Source organism: Pedobacter sp. MC2016-05 (assembly GCF_026239735.1).
Classification (GTDB): domain Bacteria; phylum Bacteroidota; class Bacteroidia; order Sphingobacteriales; family Sphingobacteriaceae; genus Pedobacter.
Genome location: NZ_JAPIVT010000007.1, coordinates 244,872 through 262,646, shown reverse-complemented (window position 1 = coordinate 262,646; position 17,775 = coordinate 244,872). Strand labels below are relative to the sequence as shown.

Annotated in this window: 15 protein-coding genes and 3 tRNA genes; 11 read left to right on the top strand and 7 right to left on the bottom strand. The window is 38.5% G+C overall.

What is annotated here, in order from left to right:
• The 3 genes from OQZ33_RS12155 to OQZ33_RS12145 form a co-directional block, all read left to right on the top strand.
• The coding region (locus OQZ33_RS12155) for an SDR family NAD(P)-dependent oxidoreductase (RefSeq protein WP_265799288.1) at positions 1-711 on the top strand (711 nt) is incomplete at its 5' end.
• Positions 712-823: 112 nt separating this feature from the next.
• Positions 824-1,108, top strand: a complete 285-nt coding sequence (locus OQZ33_RS12150) for a Gfo/Idh/MocA family protein (protein ID WP_265799287.1) — start codon at positions 824-826, stop codon at positions 1,106-1,108.
• A gap of 29 nt (positions 1,109-1,137) precedes the next feature.
• Positions 1,138-1,629, top strand: coding sequence for a Gfo/Idh/MocA family oxidoreductase (locus OQZ33_RS12145; protein WP_322975048.1), 492 nt, complete (start codon positions 1,138-1,140; stop codon positions 1,627-1,629).
• 99 nt (positions 1,630-1,728) lie between these two features.
• On the opposite strand, the gene OQZ33_RS12140 is transcribed toward OQZ33_RS12145, so the two are convergent.
• The 5 genes from OQZ33_RS12140 to OQZ33_RS12120 all read right to left on the bottom strand — a co-directional run bounded on the left by OQZ33_RS12140 (position 1,729) and on the right by OQZ33_RS12120 (position 5,707).
• A complete protein-coding gene (locus tag OQZ33_RS12140; RefSeq protein WP_265799286.1) occupies positions 1,729-2,967 on the bottom strand; it encodes a site-specific integrase in 1,239 nt (412 codons plus the stop codon).
• A gap of 263 nt (positions 2,968-3,230) precedes the next feature.
• Positions 3,231-3,304: transfer RNA gene (locus OQZ33_RS12135), tRNA-Pro, on the bottom strand.
• 53 nt (positions 3,305-3,357) lie between these two features.
• Positions 3,358-3,431: transfer RNA gene (locus tag OQZ33_RS12130), tRNA-Pro, on the bottom strand.
• 102 nt (positions 3,432-3,533) lie between these two features.
• Positions 3,534-3,620: transfer RNA gene (locus OQZ33_RS12125), tRNA-Ser, on the bottom strand.
• Positions 3,621-3,700: 80 nt separating this feature from the next.
• Positions 3,701-5,707, bottom strand: a complete 2,007-nt coding sequence (locus OQZ33_RS12120; RefSeq protein ID WP_265799293.1) for an HD family phosphohydrolase — start codon at positions 5,705-5,707, stop codon at positions 3,701-3,703.
• A gap of 190 nt (positions 5,708-5,897) precedes the next feature.
• Between OQZ33_RS12120 and OQZ33_RS12115 the strand changes: the two genes are divergently transcribed.
• The 8 genes from OQZ33_RS12115 (at position 5,898) to OQZ33_RS12080 (ending at position 14,014) form a co-directional block, all read left to right on the top strand.
• On the top strand, positions 5,898-6,755 hold the full coding sequence (locus tag OQZ33_RS12115; RefSeq protein ID WP_056849385.1) for an SPFH domain-containing protein: 858 nt from the start codon (positions 5,898-5,900) through the stop codon (positions 6,753-6,755).
• Between the two features lie 4 nt (positions 6,756-6,759).
• Positions 6,760-7,281 carry a hypothetical protein gene (locus OQZ33_RS12110; protein ID WP_265799285.1) on the top strand — a complete coding sequence of 174 codons (522 nt, stop codon included), beginning with the start codon at positions 6,760-6,762 and terminating at the stop codon, positions 7,279-7,281.
• Positions 7,282-7,283: 2 nt separating this feature from the next.
• On the top strand, positions 7,284-7,451 hold the full coding sequence (locus tag OQZ33_RS12105) for an Arc family DNA binding domain-containing protein (protein WP_265799284.1): 168 nt from the start codon (positions 7,284-7,286) through the stop codon (positions 7,449-7,451).
• 176 nt (positions 7,452-7,627) lie between these two features.
• Entirely contained in the window at positions 7,628-8,803 is a 1,176-nt protein-coding gene (locus OQZ33_RS12100) for an acetyl-CoA C-acyltransferase (RefSeq protein WP_265799283.1), read from the top strand.
• A gap of 37 nt (positions 8,804-8,840) precedes the next feature.
• Positions 8,841-9,737 carry a hypothetical protein gene (locus tag OQZ33_RS12095; RefSeq protein ID WP_265799282.1) on the top strand — a complete coding sequence of 299 codons (897 nt, stop codon included), beginning with the start codon at positions 8,841-8,843 and terminating at the stop codon, positions 9,735-9,737.
• A 146-nt stretch (positions 9,738-9,883) separates the two neighbouring features.
• Positions 9,884-11,653, top strand: coding sequence for a peptide MFS transporter (locus tag OQZ33_RS12090; RefSeq protein ID WP_265799281.1), 1,770 nt, complete (start codon positions 9,884-9,886; stop codon positions 11,651-11,653).
• Between the two features lies 1 nt (position 11,654).
• Positions 11,655-13,157, top strand: coding sequence for a peptide MFS transporter (locus tag OQZ33_RS12085; protein ID WP_265799280.1), 1,503 nt, complete (start codon positions 11,655-11,657; stop codon positions 13,155-13,157).
• Positions 13,158-13,276: 119 nt separating this feature from the next.
• Entirely contained in the window at positions 13,277-14,014 is a 738-nt protein-coding gene (locus tag OQZ33_RS12080; protein WP_265799279.1) for a polyprenol monophosphomannose synthase, read from the top strand.
• 56 nt (positions 14,015-14,070) lie between these two features.
• Here the strand turns inward: OQZ33_RS12080 and OQZ33_RS12075 are convergent, their stop codons facing one another.
• On the bottom strand, positions 14,071-14,589 hold the full coding sequence (locus tag OQZ33_RS12075; protein WP_265799278.1) for a YdeI/OmpD-associated family protein: 519 nt from the start codon (positions 14,587-14,589) through the stop codon (positions 14,071-14,073).
• A gap of 80 nt (positions 14,590-14,669) precedes the next feature.
• Entirely contained in the window at positions 14,670-17,687 is a 3,018-nt protein-coding gene (dnaE, locus tag OQZ33_RS12070; RefSeq protein WP_265799277.1) for a DNA polymerase III subunit alpha, read from the bottom strand.
• Positions 17,688-17,775 lie beyond the last annotated feature (88 nt).

Below are 17,775 nucleotides of genomic sequence, written 5' to 3'. Positions count from 1 at the left end.
ATATGGATCAATAACGCGGGCGTGCTTTCTATCGGCGCATTCGACCTTACCCCAATGGAAATCAGCGAACAAGTAGTCAAAACCAATCTGATTGGATACATGAATGGTGCGCATGCAGTCCTACCTTATTTTAAATCACAAGGCCATGGCATTCTGATCAATAACATTTCCATTGGCGGCTTTCTTCCTGTTCCTTACGGCGCAGGCTACTCTGCTGCCAAGTTCGGGCTTCGCGGATTCTCAGCAGCACTGAAGTCAGAATTAAAATCTTATTCCCGTATACATATCTGTGATGCATTTCCAGGATTTCTTGATACTCCAGGTATGCAGCATGCCGCAAATTACACAGGGAAAGCACTAAAACCCGGACCCATCGTGTATGATCCATTTCGACTCGCGAATGCGATCTATGAGCTATCAATTCATCCCCGGTCCGAGAAAATGGTCGGAAGTTTTTCAAGCTTGATGCGTATATCCTATGGTCTGCTTCCTTCGCTAACCAGGGGAATTGCATCGGCAGTAATTAATACCTATTTAAAGCAGGCAAAAACAATCACCCCTACCAGTGGAAATATTTTTAACAGCGTGGATTATGGGCATTCCACCCATGGCGGATGGGGAATCCCGGGAAAGCCCAAAGCACATCGTAAATATATAGCGATTGGAACGATTGCCCTACTTGCTTTGCTGCTCACGAAAAGAAAAATATAGACGTGATATCGAGCGCTATTACAGAGGATAAGCCAGCTTCCCTGAAAAAAATTGCTACAATTATGACAACTTCGATCAGGTTAAAAACAATCCGGATATTGATGCGATTTATGTGATTACACCAAATGCATTGCATCATAGTCAGGTTATCCGTGTAGCCAATGCAGGAAAACATGCGATATGCGAAAAACCCATGGCGCTGAATGCCAGAGAAGGACAAGAGATGATAGACGCCTGTAAAAAAGCAGATGTAAAATTGCTGGTTGGGTACAGGATGCATTTTGAGCCACGCACATTGGAAGTGATTCGGATGCGAAACGCAGGAGAATTTGGTAAGTTGATGTTTTTCCAGGGGCAAGTGGTTTTAAAGCAGGAGATCCTAAACAGTGGCGTTTAAACAAAGCGCTCGCGGGAGGAGGATCAATGATGGATATTGGAATCTATGCTCTTAATGGAGCGAGGTATATGGTAGGTGAAGAGCCGGTTTGGGTGACCGCTCAGGAAACTAAAACCGATCCCGTAAAATTTAAAGATGGTGTTGATGAAACCATACAGTTTCAACTCGGTTTCGCCAGTGGCGCTGTAGCATCCTGCTTATCCAGCTACAATATCAATCATCTGGATAGATTTTTTCTGAGTGGTGACAAAGGATTCGCAGAAATGCGGCCCTCAACCGATTATGGTCCAATACGGGGAAGGACACATCAGGGAGAACTTACGCAGCCAGTAACCATTCACCAAATGGTACAAATGGACGAAATGGCCGACATTATCCTTACCAATAAAAAGCCGGTAGCTCCTGTGAACGGTGAAGAACCTTTGAAAGACCTAAAGATTATCGATGCCATTTACCAGGCGGTGAACAGGAAAAAGTCCCACTTACTACTTAAAAAAACGTATAGGAACAGATTTAGCTGACCTCGTTTAAGAACGTAATAATGTTGATAGCAGACTGCAATAGATTACAGCCTACTACCAAAATTAAAGAAAATGAAATCGGGGTATTAAGAGTTATTTTTATGTTATCACTACCTGTTGAGCCATAAAAAGATATTTCATCTCATTTGCTACCTTCTTCTGTTTCACTTTCGAATAAATCTGCGTTGTTCGTATACTCGAATGTCCAAGCATATGAGAAACGCTCTCAATTGAGATTCCTTTTTCGAGCGTCACAGTGGTGGCAAATGTATGCCTGGCAACGTGGAAGGTTATTTGTCTTCCTAATCCGGCTTTTTCTGCTATTACTTTTAAACTTCTGTTGGTGTATTGATTCGAAGGGCAAGGGAAAATTGTCTCCCTATTTATAGCGTCCGGCGATAACTTATATTTTTGAATAAGTGACATAGCAATAGGCAGCACCAAAACATGAAAACTTCGCTCATTTGTATTTAAGGTCTTTTTCCTTTGCATCACGAGCCAGACTCCACCTTCGTTATCGGTCGTGATGTGATGGGAAGCAAGAGAACTGATTTCACTGTAGGCAAGTCCAGTATAACAACTAAACACAAACATATCCCGCACAACACACTGGACAGGATCGGGCAAATCAACTTGTCTGATTGAAGCCAATTCATCATCATTTAGGACATTCCGGTCTTTAGTTACGAGTTTTCGAGTAAAATGGATGAAAGGATCTCTCAAAATCCAACCAAATTTTAATGCCAGCCCCATCAACTTCTGAAGTCTTTCCATGTGCTTCATTACTGTGTTGTTAGTGCATGGCCTCTGTCCTTTGTCTGGAGATTTAGTGCGCAGATAAACGCCAAAATCAGTGATAAACTTGAAATCAATTTTCGAAAGCTGAATATCTGACAACTTTTTTCTCTTTAAAAATTCTGAGAGAAAACGCTCTGTAGAATAGTAGTTTTTCAATGTTCCTGCAGCTAGTAATTTACCTGGTTGATCGAAATGGTATTTGATTAAATCTCTTAATGACTTTCCCTGATCTTCGCCTTCCACCTTAATTTTAATTTTTTCGGCAGTCACCACCTCTTTCTGAAAACGTAATTCATCGTAAGCCAAATTAATATCATTTACTATTTGCCGCATCCTGTCACGAGCCAAAATGTTCTCTGGTGAATTTCCTCTCAGCTTCTGAGCTTTTTGGTTCCATTGCGCTACTTCGACTGTCTGTTTAACGGGGATAAAAACCCTGCTACCGTCAACGGTTATTTTAACATAAATTGGAGCCCTTCCAAAGGCCTCTCGATTGCGTCTAACAAAGAAAGTGACGCTAAAACTGTGGTTAGATTTCATAGAATCTTCTCCTTAATTTGCAACCAAATCGTAACCAAAAAACAGCAAAAAACGTTTTCGACTTGATTAGTTTTTTCGTGAATAAAATTAAATGCAAAAAAATTTCAGTTTTGAAGAGATCACAAAATTATAAGGAAAATTTTGGTTACGATTTGGTTGCAAAATATTTGATATATATTGCCCCATAATGACCTATCTTAAAAAACAAAACCCCCTAAATTCACCATTTAGAGGGTTTTTGATACAATCTGTATCTGTATTCGTCGGGATGGCAGGATTCGAACCTACGACCTCCTGCTCCCAAAGCAGGCGCGATACCGGGCTACGCTACATCCCGAACTTAGGTATCACCTTGTTAAACCTTTTTTGAAAGTAGGTTTGAACTTTTTGTCGGGATGGCAGGATTCGAACCTACGACCTCCTGCTCCCAAAGCAGGCGCGATACCGGGCTACGCTACATCCCGAACTTGGTATCTTCTTTTGTTAACCCCTTTTTCGAAGGGTTGGCAAAGAAACGATTTTTAAATGATAAATCAATTTTTTTGCCAAATTATTTTTTCTTTTTGCGGAGAGGGCGGGATTCGAACCCGCGGTACCGTTACCAGTACGACAGTTTAGCAAACTGTTCCTTTCGGCCACTCAGGCACCTCTCCAACTTCCTCTAATTTCTGTCCTACCGACGTTGCTTTGAGGTTTGCAAATATAGTAAAACAACCTATTCTACAAAAAAAAATCACAAAACTTGTTGATAATCTATTCGTACATGATAGATACTCATTAGCATTGTCTTGAAAATCAATTTGATAGTTTCAATATCTTTTAATGTTAAATCGCAATTATCTAACTGATTTTGCTCCAATTTATAGTTAATTATCCTTTCAACTATGTCATTTATGTTCTGAGCATCGGGATTTTTTAGACTTCGAGATGCTGCTTCTACCGAATCTGCTAACATTAGAACGCCTTGTTCTTTGCTAAAAGGGATTGGTCCAGGGTATCTAAAAATATTCTCGTCGACGAACTTTTCAGGTGTGTTTTTTAAGAAAGACTGATAAAAATAATCCACCCGGGTATTTCCATGATGTGTTCTAATAAAATCTATGATAGCTTCGGGAATCTGATTTTTCCTAAGAATTTCAATTCCTTTATGAACGTGCTGAATAATAATCTGTGCACTTTGCTCGTAAGGCAATTTGTCATGTGGACTTATGGCAGTGTTTTGGTTTTCTATGAAATACTGTGGATTATCAACTTTACCAATGTCGTGATAAAGCGCTCCTGCCCTAACCAATACGGAGTTTCCTCCAATTTTGAAAATTGCCGCTTCTGCAAGATTTGCAACTTGTAATGAGTGCTGGAACGTTCCGGGTGCTTTGAAGGCAAGCTCGCGAAGCAATTTGTTATTAGTATTTGTAAGTTCTATTAGGGCAACATCAGAAGTAATACCAAAAATACGCTCGAAAAGGTAAATTAAGGGATAAGCCAAAAGGGAAAGTAAAACACTAAAAACAAATGGTATAAAATTGATCCATTCAATTTCCCTGAAACTACCTTCCCTTAATAAAGCAATACCAACAAAAGCAACGAAGTATGAGAACAGTATGAACATGGCAGAAACTAGAAACCGCTCCCTTTTTACGAAGTTTTTAATACTGAAAATGGCAACCATACCAGCGGTTACCTGATAAAAAACAAATTCAAAGCTGTTGGCCACAAAGAAACCTGCAATCAGAATCACCAGCATATGCAGGTAAAGTGCCAAACGTGTATCAAAAAGAATCCTTATTATAATGGGGACGACACAGAATGGAATGTAATATAAACTTGGAATCTCCATTTTGATAGCCCAAGTAAGTGCCAAAAGCATTCCCGTAGTTACAATAAGTATTAACGATAGCTGGCGATTATCAGCAAAAATATCTTTCCTAAATAGAAAAAGAAAGGACATCAAAATGGCTAGAATGAAACTTACCAAAACCACCTGGCCAAAATACACGAGCACACTACTACCTATAGTTTTTGTTTGCGCATCGTAAGTAGTTTTGTAAGATTCGAGTTTCTGATAAATTTCTTCATCAATCACATCATTTTTAGAAACAATCAACTCGCCCTTTTGCACCATCCCTTTGGTAGTAGAGATATTGCTAATCGTATTATCTTGAATAACCTGAGTTAGCCTTTCATCAAAGACGATATTGGGTGCTATATGGTCCATTGCAAGGTTCGCTACCAGATCAACCATTACTTGATTTGTAGCTTTAAAGTTAGCCTTGAAAAACAAGAGCGCACTTTCTGCAGTAAAAACGTCTTGAGTATTTCGAGTTTTTGACACGTTATTTTCCATCAAAGAAAAATCGTAATTTTTTGCGCCGCCCTGATGTTTCACATTTAAGCCGATAACTCCTTTTTGATAGATGCTTTTTAAAAGATTATAGGCTTCAGTTTTAAATTGAATACGATCTTTTTCGTCAAGTTGCGTTGATTTCCATTTAATATCGAAGTCGTTCGAAAATTCTTCTAAAGCGTTTTCCGAAATCGATTTATCAAATTGGTAAACAGGCAGAATATTTTTTAGGGCATTTTTTTTATCATTACTAACCTGTGGATTGGTTTTTAGTATAGCGAAGCTAAATGGCGAAATCAGGTCTTTGTTTTTCCATACTGTGTTTTTTTCGAATTCATATCGAAAACGCGGCTGTTTAGGAAGAAAAAGCGTAATGATGAACACGGTAAAAATCATCATCACATACTTTAAGTTTGACGAATATTTACGGTAAAGGATTTTATGTGAATTTTTCTTGATTTTGGCCAAAACGATAGGATTATTGTGCTTTCAAAATTAACATTTTTATCTAATATACATTTTACTGAATTTGTTTGCAATTACCATCTTTTATAATTTACTTTATGATATCAAATTAATATCAATTATGTATCAAGAAAAGATTATCAGTCCTCCATCAGGTTATTTAACCTTTGTATTATTTTTAGCGCTTATTGGTGCTGCTATTTTTTGTTTCGTTACTGAAAGCTTTCTATGGGGAGGTTTACTACTGGCGCTAGATATTTTCCTAATCTTTCCAGGTTTCTTAATTATCAACCCAAATCAATCTATGGTATTAACCTTATTTGGTAAATATATTGGCACCGTTAAGGCCGATGGATTTTTTTGGGTTAACCCATTAACCGCTAAAAGAAGGTTATCGTTAAAAGCCAACAACTTAAACGGTCAGCAGCTTAAGGTAAACGATAAATTGGGAAACCCCATAGAAATAGCTGCCGTTGTGGTATGGAAGGTAAATGAAACTGCAAAAGCTGTTTTTTCGGTAGAAAACTACATGCAATACGTTAATATTCAAAGTGAAGCTGCTGTAAGACACCTGGCCAATATTTTTCCTTATGATCATTCTGAAGGCGAAGAAGACAGTATCACTTTAAAAGACGGTGCTGATAAAGTAAGTGAGTTGCTGGAAAACGAACTAAATGATAGGCTGTCAAGAGCTGGCATTGAAGTTTTGGAGGCAAGGATATCACATTTGGCTTATGCACCAGAAATTGCAAGTGCCATGTTGCAACGTCAGCAAGCAACTGCCGTAATTGCTGCCCGGAAGCTAATTGTTGAAGGTGCCGTAGGCATGGTAGAAATGGCTTTGGCAAAATTATCACAGAAAGGAATTGTTGATTTAGATGAAGAGAGAAAAGCTGCGATGGTGAGTAATTTATTAGTTGTTTTATGTGGAGATCGCCATGTACAGCCCGTAGTAAACACCGGCACACTTTACAATTAATGCCATGGAATTTGAAGAAAAACAGAAGTTAAACCTGTGGTGGCTTTATATTTTAATCGGCGTGGATGCCATAATGGTAGGTTCTATTGTGCTGTTCGATAAGGGCGGAATGAATTTCCAGGATTTAAAAAATGTATACTTCGCTCCCATCTGGGCTATTTTACTTCCTTTTTTGGTAGTTTATATTATTCAAAAAAACGTTTTGACCTTGAGAATAAATCAAGACGGAATCTTTTATAAATACTTTGCCTTCAAAAGCAAATTAACACCTATCGAGTGGAATAGTGTAGAAAATGTTTACATCACAAAGTATGATGCCTTCGGCGATTATGGCGGTTATGGAGTGAAAAACAGACTCTGGTTTAAACGAAACGACAAGGCTTACCTTTTAAATGATAAATCGAAGGGGTTACAGATAGAATTTAAAAACGGGAAGAAGCTATTGTTCAGTTCTAATAAAATTGAAGAAATGGAATTATTCCTCATTAATTTGAAAACAAGATATCAAATACCGGCAATAAGTTAAGGATGGCAGAGAAAGATAAAAAGGCTTTTGTTTTGAGAATTAGTCCTGCGTTGTTAAAGGAAGTAGAAACGTGGGCGGCTGATGAGTTTAGAAGTACAAACGGACAGATTGAATTCTTGCTCAATCAGGCACTTAAATTGCGAAAAAAGGGAAAAACAAAGGAAGACTAGCAATAAACAGATTGGCACCTCAAAGCATCATCATTGAGATGGTGTCAACCGTTATTAATTTTAATGCGACTAAGCTGACATTTCCTTCATGCTAAAATGGCCGCGTATTCGTTATTGCAATATTAAAAAATGTATAACTTAGCGAACTAACCAAAAATTCATAAAAATATTTATTCATGAAAGAAGTTGTAATTGTATCAGCTACTAGAACACCGATTGGAAGCTTTGGCGGTTCATTAAATCAATTTTCTGCTACACAATTAGGTGGCTTTGCTATTAAAGCTGCCATTGAGAAAGCTGGTTTAAAACCGGAAGATATAGAGGAAGTTTATATGGGCAACGTGCTATCTGCAAATTTAGGACAGGCCCCGGCCACCCAGGCTGCAAAATTTGCGGGTTTACCAGATCTTCCTGCCACTACCATTAATAAAGTTTGCGCATCGGGAACGAAGGCGATTATGTTGGCCGCACAAAGCATTGCCAACGGTGATCATGAGATTATTGTTGCCGGCGGGATGGAAAGCATGAGCAATGTTCCTTATTATTTGGATAAAGCAAGAAATGGTTATCGCTTAGGCCACGGGCAGCTTACTGATGGTTTGGTTAAAGATGGATTGTGGGACGTTTACAACGATTATCACATGGGTTCTGCTGCTGAACTTTGCGCTTCAGAATGTAACATCAGTCGTGAAGATCAGGATAAGTTCGCAATAGAATCTTACAAACGAGCTCAGAGCGCCCAAACAGAAGGGAAATTTGCAGTTGAAATTACGTCAATTGAAGTGAAAGACAGAAAGGGTGAAACAACCCTTATTGATACTGATGATGAACCAACCGCCGTAAAGTTCGAAAAAATTCCCGGTTTAAAATCGGTATTTAAGAAAGATGGAACAGTTACTGCAGCCAATGCATCAACCTTAAATGATGGTGCAGCAGCATTGGTGTTAATGAGTGCAGATAAAGCGAGAGAAATGGGGATTAAACCATTGGCGAAAATTTTAGCTTATGCGGATGCACAACAAGCGCCAGAATGGTTTACCACTTCACCATCAAAAGCGATTCCACTTGCCTTACAAAAAGCCAATATTGACATCAAACAGGTCGATTATTTCGAAATCAATGAAGCGTTTTCTGTAGTATCGATTGCCAATAATCGACTGTTAGAACTGTCAAACGATAAAGTGAATATTAATGGTGGAGCAGTATCGTTAGGGCATCCACTTGGTGCTTCTGGTGCTCGTATTGTGGTTACTTTACTTTCTGTATTGGAACAGAATAACGGTAAAATTGGCGTCGCTGGAATATGCAATGGCGGTGGTGGCGCAAGTGCGATTGTTATCGAAAAAATTTAAAATTTGCCGGGCTTTTTGCCCGGCATTCTTAATGTAAATGAAAATAAAAAAAATATATCTTTTATTAATTTTTCTCTTTGCGGGATTTCGTGCTGATGCCCAGCAAAACACAAAGGCACTTGAAAATTTCCAGGATATACTAGTTAAGATATCGAAGGCTACCACCGCAGAAACTTTTGATATAAAGAAGCTAGAATTGAATGGAAAATTTGTTAAAACGTTAGTTGATGCATTGAAGACACCTCATTCTTTTGGTTTTTCTTTCGATTCATTAAAAAATGTTTCCATCATTAAATCTCCAGATCAGGCTTTTAGAGTGATCAGTTGGTACCTTTTATTGGAAAATGGCACCTACCGATACTATGGAGCCATCCAAATGAATAGCAACAATGGTCCGCTGAAACTTTTTCCCTTGATCGATCAAACTGAAAACCTTAATGATCCAAATATTATAACTGACAACCAAAAATGGTTTGGGGCCCGTTATTACGAGATTATACCTGTTACCAGTGGTAGCCGCCTGCCCTACTACATCTTGTTGGGATGGAAAGGCAACAATCAAACGACCACCAAAAAGGTAATCGAAATTCTTTCCTTTAGTAAGGATAAGTTAACATTTGGCGCACCAGTTTTCGATGGAAAAAGCATAAAGGATAAAAATAGATTCATTTTTGAATATACCAAATCAAATGCGATGCTTTTGAAAACAGATCACAAAGCAGGCATGATAGTATTTGATCATTTGGCGCCTTTCGATTCTCAGATGACTGGCAGATATGAATTTTATGGATCTGACGGAACATTTGATGGCTTTAAAATAATCGGTGGGAAACTAAAACTGATGGAAAGTTTAGAATTAAATAATGATCCAAATGCGATGGATGAGTTATACGCCGATCCAAAGAAAAATATTAAACCAGAACGAAAGTTTTAAAATCTAACGCTGCTTAACAACATCATTACTATTCCTATACGGTAAAAATTTGTGAGTTTGCCAATCGCTACCTATATTGCGCCTTGCAAACAGGCTTAAACAACACACAAATTCTGAATTCATAAACTAAAACCAACAAATGTTTTATGCAAACATCCATTGAAACCAAAGACGATTTCTTTAGCAGCAAAGTATTGGGTCATCCGGCAGGGTTATTCGTGCTTTTCTTCACGGAAATGTGGGAGAGATTTTCGTACTACGGTATGCGTGCCTTACTTGTTCTATTTCTTACTTCTTCTATGTTTGGCGATAATCCAGGATGGGGCTGGCCAAGAGAACATGCGCTTGCAATTTATGGCTCTTATACTTCTTTGGCTTATTTAACGCCTATTTTGGGCGGCTTTATTGCCGATAGATTTATCGGTTATCGTTGGGCGGTTATCCTGGGGGCGCTTTTAATGACCCTGGGACACCTATCTATGGCCTTCGAGTTCAATCCAATTTTCATGTACCTGGGATTATGCCTGTTGGTGGTTGGAAACGGTTTCTTTAAACCAAACATGACTTCGATTTTATCACACATGTACAAAAAACATCCAGAGAAAAAAGATGGAGCATACACTATTTTTTACATGGGTGTCAACTCTGGAGCGTTTTTAGGAATGTTGTTATGCGGTTACATTGGCGAAAATCCAAATTGGGGTTGGAGCTATGGTTTTGGTTTGGCCGGTATTTTCATGTTTGTTGGCATGCTCCAATTCTATTTCACTAAGAATATATTTGGCTCAATTGGGCTTAAACCTGAGAAAAACAATGTAGTTATTGATGAAGATGAAGACCCGGCAGAGGCAAAAAAGAATCCTTTTTCCCTATTCGATATAGTACTTATTGGGTTAATATCAATCATTGGGTTAATCTGGATTATAAATGATCCGGTATCAAAAATTACCGGTTCAACGGTGTTTAATTTTAAAATCGGTAGTTTAACGGGAGATAACTTTGCTATTATCATCGCACTGGCCTTGTTTATTTTTATCTTGATTAAAAGGATTGCACAATACTCACCTAAGCTGAGAGATAAAATGATTGTTGTAATCGTACTTGCTTTTATCACTATCTTCTTTTGGGCTTCGTTTGAGCAAGCCGGCGGTTCGATGACGATTTTCGCAAAAGACTACACTGCAAGGTTATTAGAAGGAAATGCTAAAATTATCTTCAATGTTGCCAACACATTGATTACGGTAGTTCCTTTGGTTATCATTACTTATGTTCTTTTTAGTTTATTCAGAAAAACATTCGCAAATTTTGCGTTAGGGAATATTATTCTTGCAGCCGGTTTTGCTATCATTTGGGGATTGGTAATTTACATGCTGAAAAACCAATATAGCGATGTTAAAGCTGAAGTTCCTGCAACCTGGTTTGGTGTATTAAACTCCTTGTTTATTATTTCCTGTGCACCTATTGTTTCAAAACTTTGGGAGAGCAAATTCAACCCTACCGCCACTGTAAAAAACGGTATCGGAATGATTTTATTAGGTATCGGCTTCGCAGCCTTGGCTTATGGTTCGAGTTCAATTCCACCAGGTGCAAAAATTGCCTCGGTAAGTATGATCTGGTTAATTCTGGCTTACTTTTTCCATACCATGGGTGAGCTTTTTATCTCACCTGTTGGCTTATCTTATGTTTCGAAATTAGTTCCGGGAAGAATGATTGGAATCATGTTCGGAATATGGTATTTAGCCATAGCCATTGGAAACAAAATTGCAGGCACCATGGGCGGAATGATTGATAAAATTACAGCACAGTATTCAATGTCGACTTTCTTTTTGATTTTTACGTTGATCCCAGTTGGATTAGGTATTTTCATTATGCTGTTAACGCCGATCATCAAAAAACTAATGCACGGGGTTAAATAGCATGCAAATCGCTACAGAAAAAACGCCTTCTATTGAAACATTAGAAGCGATTCAGAATTTTGATGGTAAATACCCGAAGCAACTTTGGTATTTATCATTAGTAGAGATGTGGGAACGCTTCTGTTTTTATGGGATGCGAGGTGTCCTGGCCTTTTTTATGGTTGATCAATTGGGATTAACTGATCAAAAATCCAATCTACAATACGGTGCAATTCAGGCTTTCGTTTATGCCTTTACTTTTATTGGCGGTATCTTTGCCGATAAGATTTTAGGTTTTAGGAAATCGCTCTTTTGGGGCGGATCGTTAATGATTATCGGAAACCTGATTTTAGCTTTTTCTCCGCAGGATTTATTTTATGTAGGGATTACGCTTTCAATCATTGGAACTGGTTTTTTCAAGCCAAATATTTCATCGATGGTCGGCGAACTTTACCATGAAAAAGACAATCGAAGAGATGCAGGTTATGGTCTTTTTTATGCCGGGATAAATGTTGGGGGCCTTTTAGGTGGCGCGATGTGCATTTACTTGGGTAAATATGTTTCATGGCACTTATGTTTCCTTTCTGCAGCTGTTGTAATGGCTTTCGGATTGGGAACCTTTATTTTTACCAAAAAGTTCTTAGGCCCTATTGGAAAATCTCCATTGCTTAATTTGGAAAAATCAAAAAGAACTGCGTACGAAATAGCCGTTTACATAGGCTCTTTACTTTGTATTCCATTGATCTTTATCATGGTTAAAAACACAGCCTATACTGACTATTTTATGTACACTATCGGCATTGTAGCTTTGATCTATTTCATCTACGAAACCGCGATGATTAAAGACATTAAGGCACAATATAAACTGATTGCTGCGTTCGTATTCATATTTTGCTACTTCATTTTTATGGCAATATCAGAGCAAAGTGGCGGTTCCTTATCTCTTTTTGCTAAAGACAATTTAGATCACAGTTTGCTTTTTTTTAACATTGACCCCAATGTGGTGAACAACAGCGTAAACTCATTCTTCGTAATTGTTTTCAGTCCTTTGGTGGGTTTGCTATGGATCGGAATGTACAAACGCAAAATAGAACCGAATACGGTTGTTAAATTTGGAATTGGTTTTCTTTTGTTGGCGCTGAGCTTTTACGTTTTTTACGCCACGAGATTTTTTTCTAATGAGCAAGGGATAAGTTCGCTAAATATTTTCACCCTGGCCTATCTCCTACTTACTTTGGGCGAGCTATGCTTGGGTCCAATTGGCATGTCGATTATTACCAAACTTTCGCCAAAGAAAATGTTTGGTATGATGATGGGACTTTGGTTTCTCTCGAGCGCATTTGGCCAGCTTGCTGCCGGAAAACTAGGTGCAGAAATGTCGAGCATTGATAATGCTTCATTAATGACGAAACTCGTAGCTTACACCGAAGGGTATAAAGCGTTAGCACTTTATTCGCTTATTGCGGGTGTAGCCTTAATCGCTTTTTCACAATTGGTTAAAAAGCTAATGGGAGAAGTAAGATAAATACTTCAATACAACACAATCAAAAGCCTGAAAGAAAATTTCGGGCTTTTGGTTTTTAATAACTAATTTCGCCCCCATACAACAATTACTCAATCGTAATTTTAAAATTATACCAACACGTGTCTGATAGTTTAGTAATCATCCCTACCTATAATGAAAAGGAAAACATTGAAAAGATCATTAGAAAGGTTTTTTCATTAACGCAACCTTTTCATGTGCTTATTGTTGATGATGGATCTCCGGATGGCACTGCAAACATTGTGAAATCGCTGCAAGTTGAATATGGCGGGAAATTATTCATAGAGGAACGGGCGGGTAAACAAGGCTTGGGTACAGCTTATATTTATGGTTTTAATTGGGCTTTGCAGCGTGATTATGACTACATTTTTGAAATGGACGCTGATTTTTCCCATAACCCGGATGATTTATTCAGGCTTCGCGAAGCTTGTGTGAATAGTGCTGATCTTGCTATTGGATCTCGTTATGTTAAAGGGGTTAATGTTGTAAATTGGCCAATGGGAAGGGTTCTCATGTCGTATTTTGCATCAATGTACGTTCGTTTTATTACTCGAATTACCATTCAGGATGCGACAGCAGGCTTTAAGTGCTATCGTAGAGTTGTACTACAAACCATCCCTCTAGAAAAAATACGATTTGTAGGCTATGCTTTTCAAATTGAGATGAAATTTACAGCCATCAAGTTTGGATTTACTGTAGTTGAGGTTCCAATTATTTTTACAGATAGAACAGAAGGAACATCAAAAATGAGTACCCGTATTTTTAGAGAAGCTTTTTTAGGGGTAATTCAAATGAAGGTGAGCAGCTGGTTTAGAAATTACAGTCGGGAGAAAAGTTAAATGTTGAAAGTTAAAAGTTGAAGGTATCGACCAACTTATGGCTCGATCCTATTGACTTAGGACTTAAGACTTCTTCTTTGGCTTGCCCTGATCATTGCTCCAAAGTCTTGCCCTTTCTCCATCGCCATAACCGTCATTGTGAGGCGCTTCGTTCTCGTCTGTTCGGTTTTAGCTTCGTTGATGTATTTAATAAAATAGTTTTGATGTGATTTTGAAAGTTTAAGGAATCGCTCCAATAAATCATCAACATCGGCCAGGCAAATTTCTAAATCTTCGGGCATTTCTATTTTAAAGTTTTGATCTTCTTCCAGCCACAATTCTACTTTTGCTCCAGCTTCTTTTTTTAATTTTTTTCGAAGTTCGGCTCGAAGTGCAATAATGAAATCGCCTTCCCCCATTGGAACTGTGGCAACCCCTGCGATTTCCACATCGTCTATTTTTCCTCTTACCCTAAAAGAAACCTTACAATCAGCTTTAATTTGATTAGCTATCATCGCTGGAATAAAAACATAGCTCCAGCCCGTTTTATCGGCCATTTGTTCAAACTTTTCTATTTCGGCTTTGATCTGGATCATGGATTAAAAGTAATAAATATATTATTCGGCTCAAAAAACACACAAATCATGAGCCGATTAGCGAAATTAATCGGCTCAACCTAATCAACCGCTACCGGATTCATCCTAATATCCAACTTGGCAAACTTTAAAACTTCCACACTGTGAAAACCGAAGTCTTCAACAATTTTACCTAATATCAGATAACAGCCCTTGCCTTTGAAAGGATATATTGGAGTTGAGTTAGGAAAATGGGTGGTATCAAAAAAATCGCCATTACTATCTAAAAAAGTTCCAAACCACATTTTAGTGTTTTTTATGGTTCGAACGGTTTTTTCGCAAACGTAATTCCCTACCATTCTAACTGTTTTTCCTACGTTCTTATTCATATCAGCAGCCATTATTTCTCCGCGGTAACTGGTCTTCAAAAAATCGAACATTTGGTAGTTTAGCGGAAAACCCAATAGTTCCCATTCTACGTACGCATCTTCAATCGGTGAGTTGGCCAGTTCCGGCAGCGTATATTCTTTGCGTTCAAGGCTAAACAATTCGGCTGCATTTATAATTTTGTTCTTGTGCCCTAAATAGTTGTAAATATCCCAGAGAAGTGTTTTCTTATCTTTCCCGGTAAACCTAAGCGCGCCTAGCCGAATCAACAGTATTGCTTGCTCTAATGTAATTTGAGTTCGTTTTACGAAATTCTCTAAATCTTTGAAAGGTCCATTCAACCTGCGTTCCTGAGGAATACTTTCAATGAATTTATGCTCCAAACCCTGAACTCCCGTGAAGCCTAAAAAAGCATCATTTCCTTTTATATTCACCACTTCATCGCTTTGGTTTACGCAAGGCAAATGTACTTTTGCCCCAGTTTTTTGAAGCTCGTGAACATATACCCACCTATTGTAAAAACCGCCATAATTATTCAAAACCGCCACCATAAACTCTTTTGGATAATAAGTTTTTAGGTATAAACTTTGGTAACTTTCTACAGCAAAAGAGGCAGAATGTGCCTTAGAAAAACTGTAGCCGGCAAAGGAGGATATCTGTCGCCAAACTTCGGTAATTAATTCTTCACTGTGTCCCTGTTTGCGGGCAGAAACAAAAAACTTATTTACCAATTCATCAAAAGCGAGTTTCGATCGGTATTTACCGCTCATCGCTTTACGAAGCACATCTGCATCAGCTAAATCAAGGCCGGCAAAATAATGGCAAACTTTAATCACATCTTCCTGGTAAACCATTACCCCGTACGTTTCTTTAAGCTGCTCTTTCATCTCTTCGCAGAGATAGACCACCTTATCAGGCGCATGGTAACGCTCAATAAAAGATTTCATCATGCCAGAACTCGCCACACCCGGACGAATAATTGAACTCGCCGCTACCAGGGTTAAGTAATCTTCGCACTTCAATTTCTTTAGTAATTGCCGCATGGCTGGCGACTCGATATAAAAACAACCAATGGGCTGACCTTCACGTAAAATCGCATTGAGGTTTGGATCATTTTTAAAAGTTTTAAAATCATGGATATCGATATCACGACCGCAATTACTGTTGATCAGTTGTACCGCCTCACGGATGTGACCGATTCCCCGTTGGCTCAACACATCAAACTTTTCATAACCTATTGCCTCTGCCTCGTACATATCCCATTGTACCGTTACAAAACCTTTTGGAGGTAAATCCAAAGCAGTGTAATAGGTAATAGGTTCTTCGGAGATGAGAATGCCGCCAGCATGAATGGAACGTTGATTTGGCATATTTTGCATGTGATGGTGAACGGCAGCTAATTTCTGATAGGTAGCATTTAGCTGATTTTCACGTTCCTTTGTTGGGTCGATGAAACCATCAATTTCCTCTTTGGGCAAACCCAGCACTTTACCAATTTCTCGAATAATGGCCCGGTCTTTAAACGTGCTCATCGTACCTAAAAAAGCAACATGCCACTTCGGGTACTTATTAAAAATATATTTCTGAATGGTTTCTCGCTCATCCCAGGCAAAATCTATATCAAAATCTGGGGGGCTGGTACGTTTCTCATGTAAAAACCTTTCGAAGTATAAATCAAGATCAATGGGATCTACATCAGTAATCCGCAAACAATAAGCAACGATGCTGTTTGCACCCGACCCTCTACCTACATGGTAAAACTTGCATTTCCCCATGGCGTAGCGAACAATATCGAACGTGATTAAAAAGTAAGCGCAGTAGTGTTTCAATTCGATGATGCGCAACTCTTTTTCCATTCGCTCCCTTGCAAATGGATTATTTTTGCCGTAACGATTTTCTAAACCTTTATATGCAATTCGCCTCAGCAATACCTTATCTAACCCCTCACCTTCCTTACAATAGGAAAACCGGTTTTTAGACATAGGTTGGGGCCCGGGCTCAAAATAACTACTTAAATCGCAAGCGTTTAACAAATTCTGTGTGTTTTCAATGATAAAGGGAAATGCTTCAAATTTAAGTTTCAACTCTTCTTCGGAAATCAAAACTTCATTGCATCCGCATTTTGCATCTTCTGGCACCAGGGTTAATAAGGTGTTCAATTCAATCGCTCGTAGATATTCATGTAAGCGATGTTCTACCCGACTACCTACCGTAACTGGATGCCAGATCACCAACTTTTCCTTTTTCTCTAGCAAAGGGTGTTTATAAAGGTGATTTAACTGATCGCTTTTTATTCCGATAAACTCATTCGATTTTAATGTCCGATTAGATTTTTTTGTAAAAGGATAAATAAAGAAAACATCGTTAAGAATGGGCGCAGTATCCGGAAGTGGAATATTTTCGATATTATGGAAACTCAAAAACTCGTTAAGGGCCCGCATCCCTTCTCTGTTTCTTGCAATACCGATATATAAAAGTTGCTGATCGCTTTTAAATTCAATTCCAGTGATGGGTTTGAGTGGATAGGGAATATTTCCTTTTTGAACATCATCTGCTTCTTTCGCAACTCCTTGTCGATAACATTCCCGAATGAATTCAACAGCTCCGGTAGAATTGTTGATATCTGTTAAAATAAGCTGACCAATATTTAAAGCACGGGCTTTGGCAACGATCGTTTGGATATCCATCGTTCCATATTTTAAGCTATATGATGAATGTAGGTTAAGAAACATTTCAGTTTACAGTTCTCAGTTGCCGATTGCCGGTTTCCAGTTACCGGTTGATAATGATAGTTGCTGGTTGACAGTTTCCGGGTTTCGG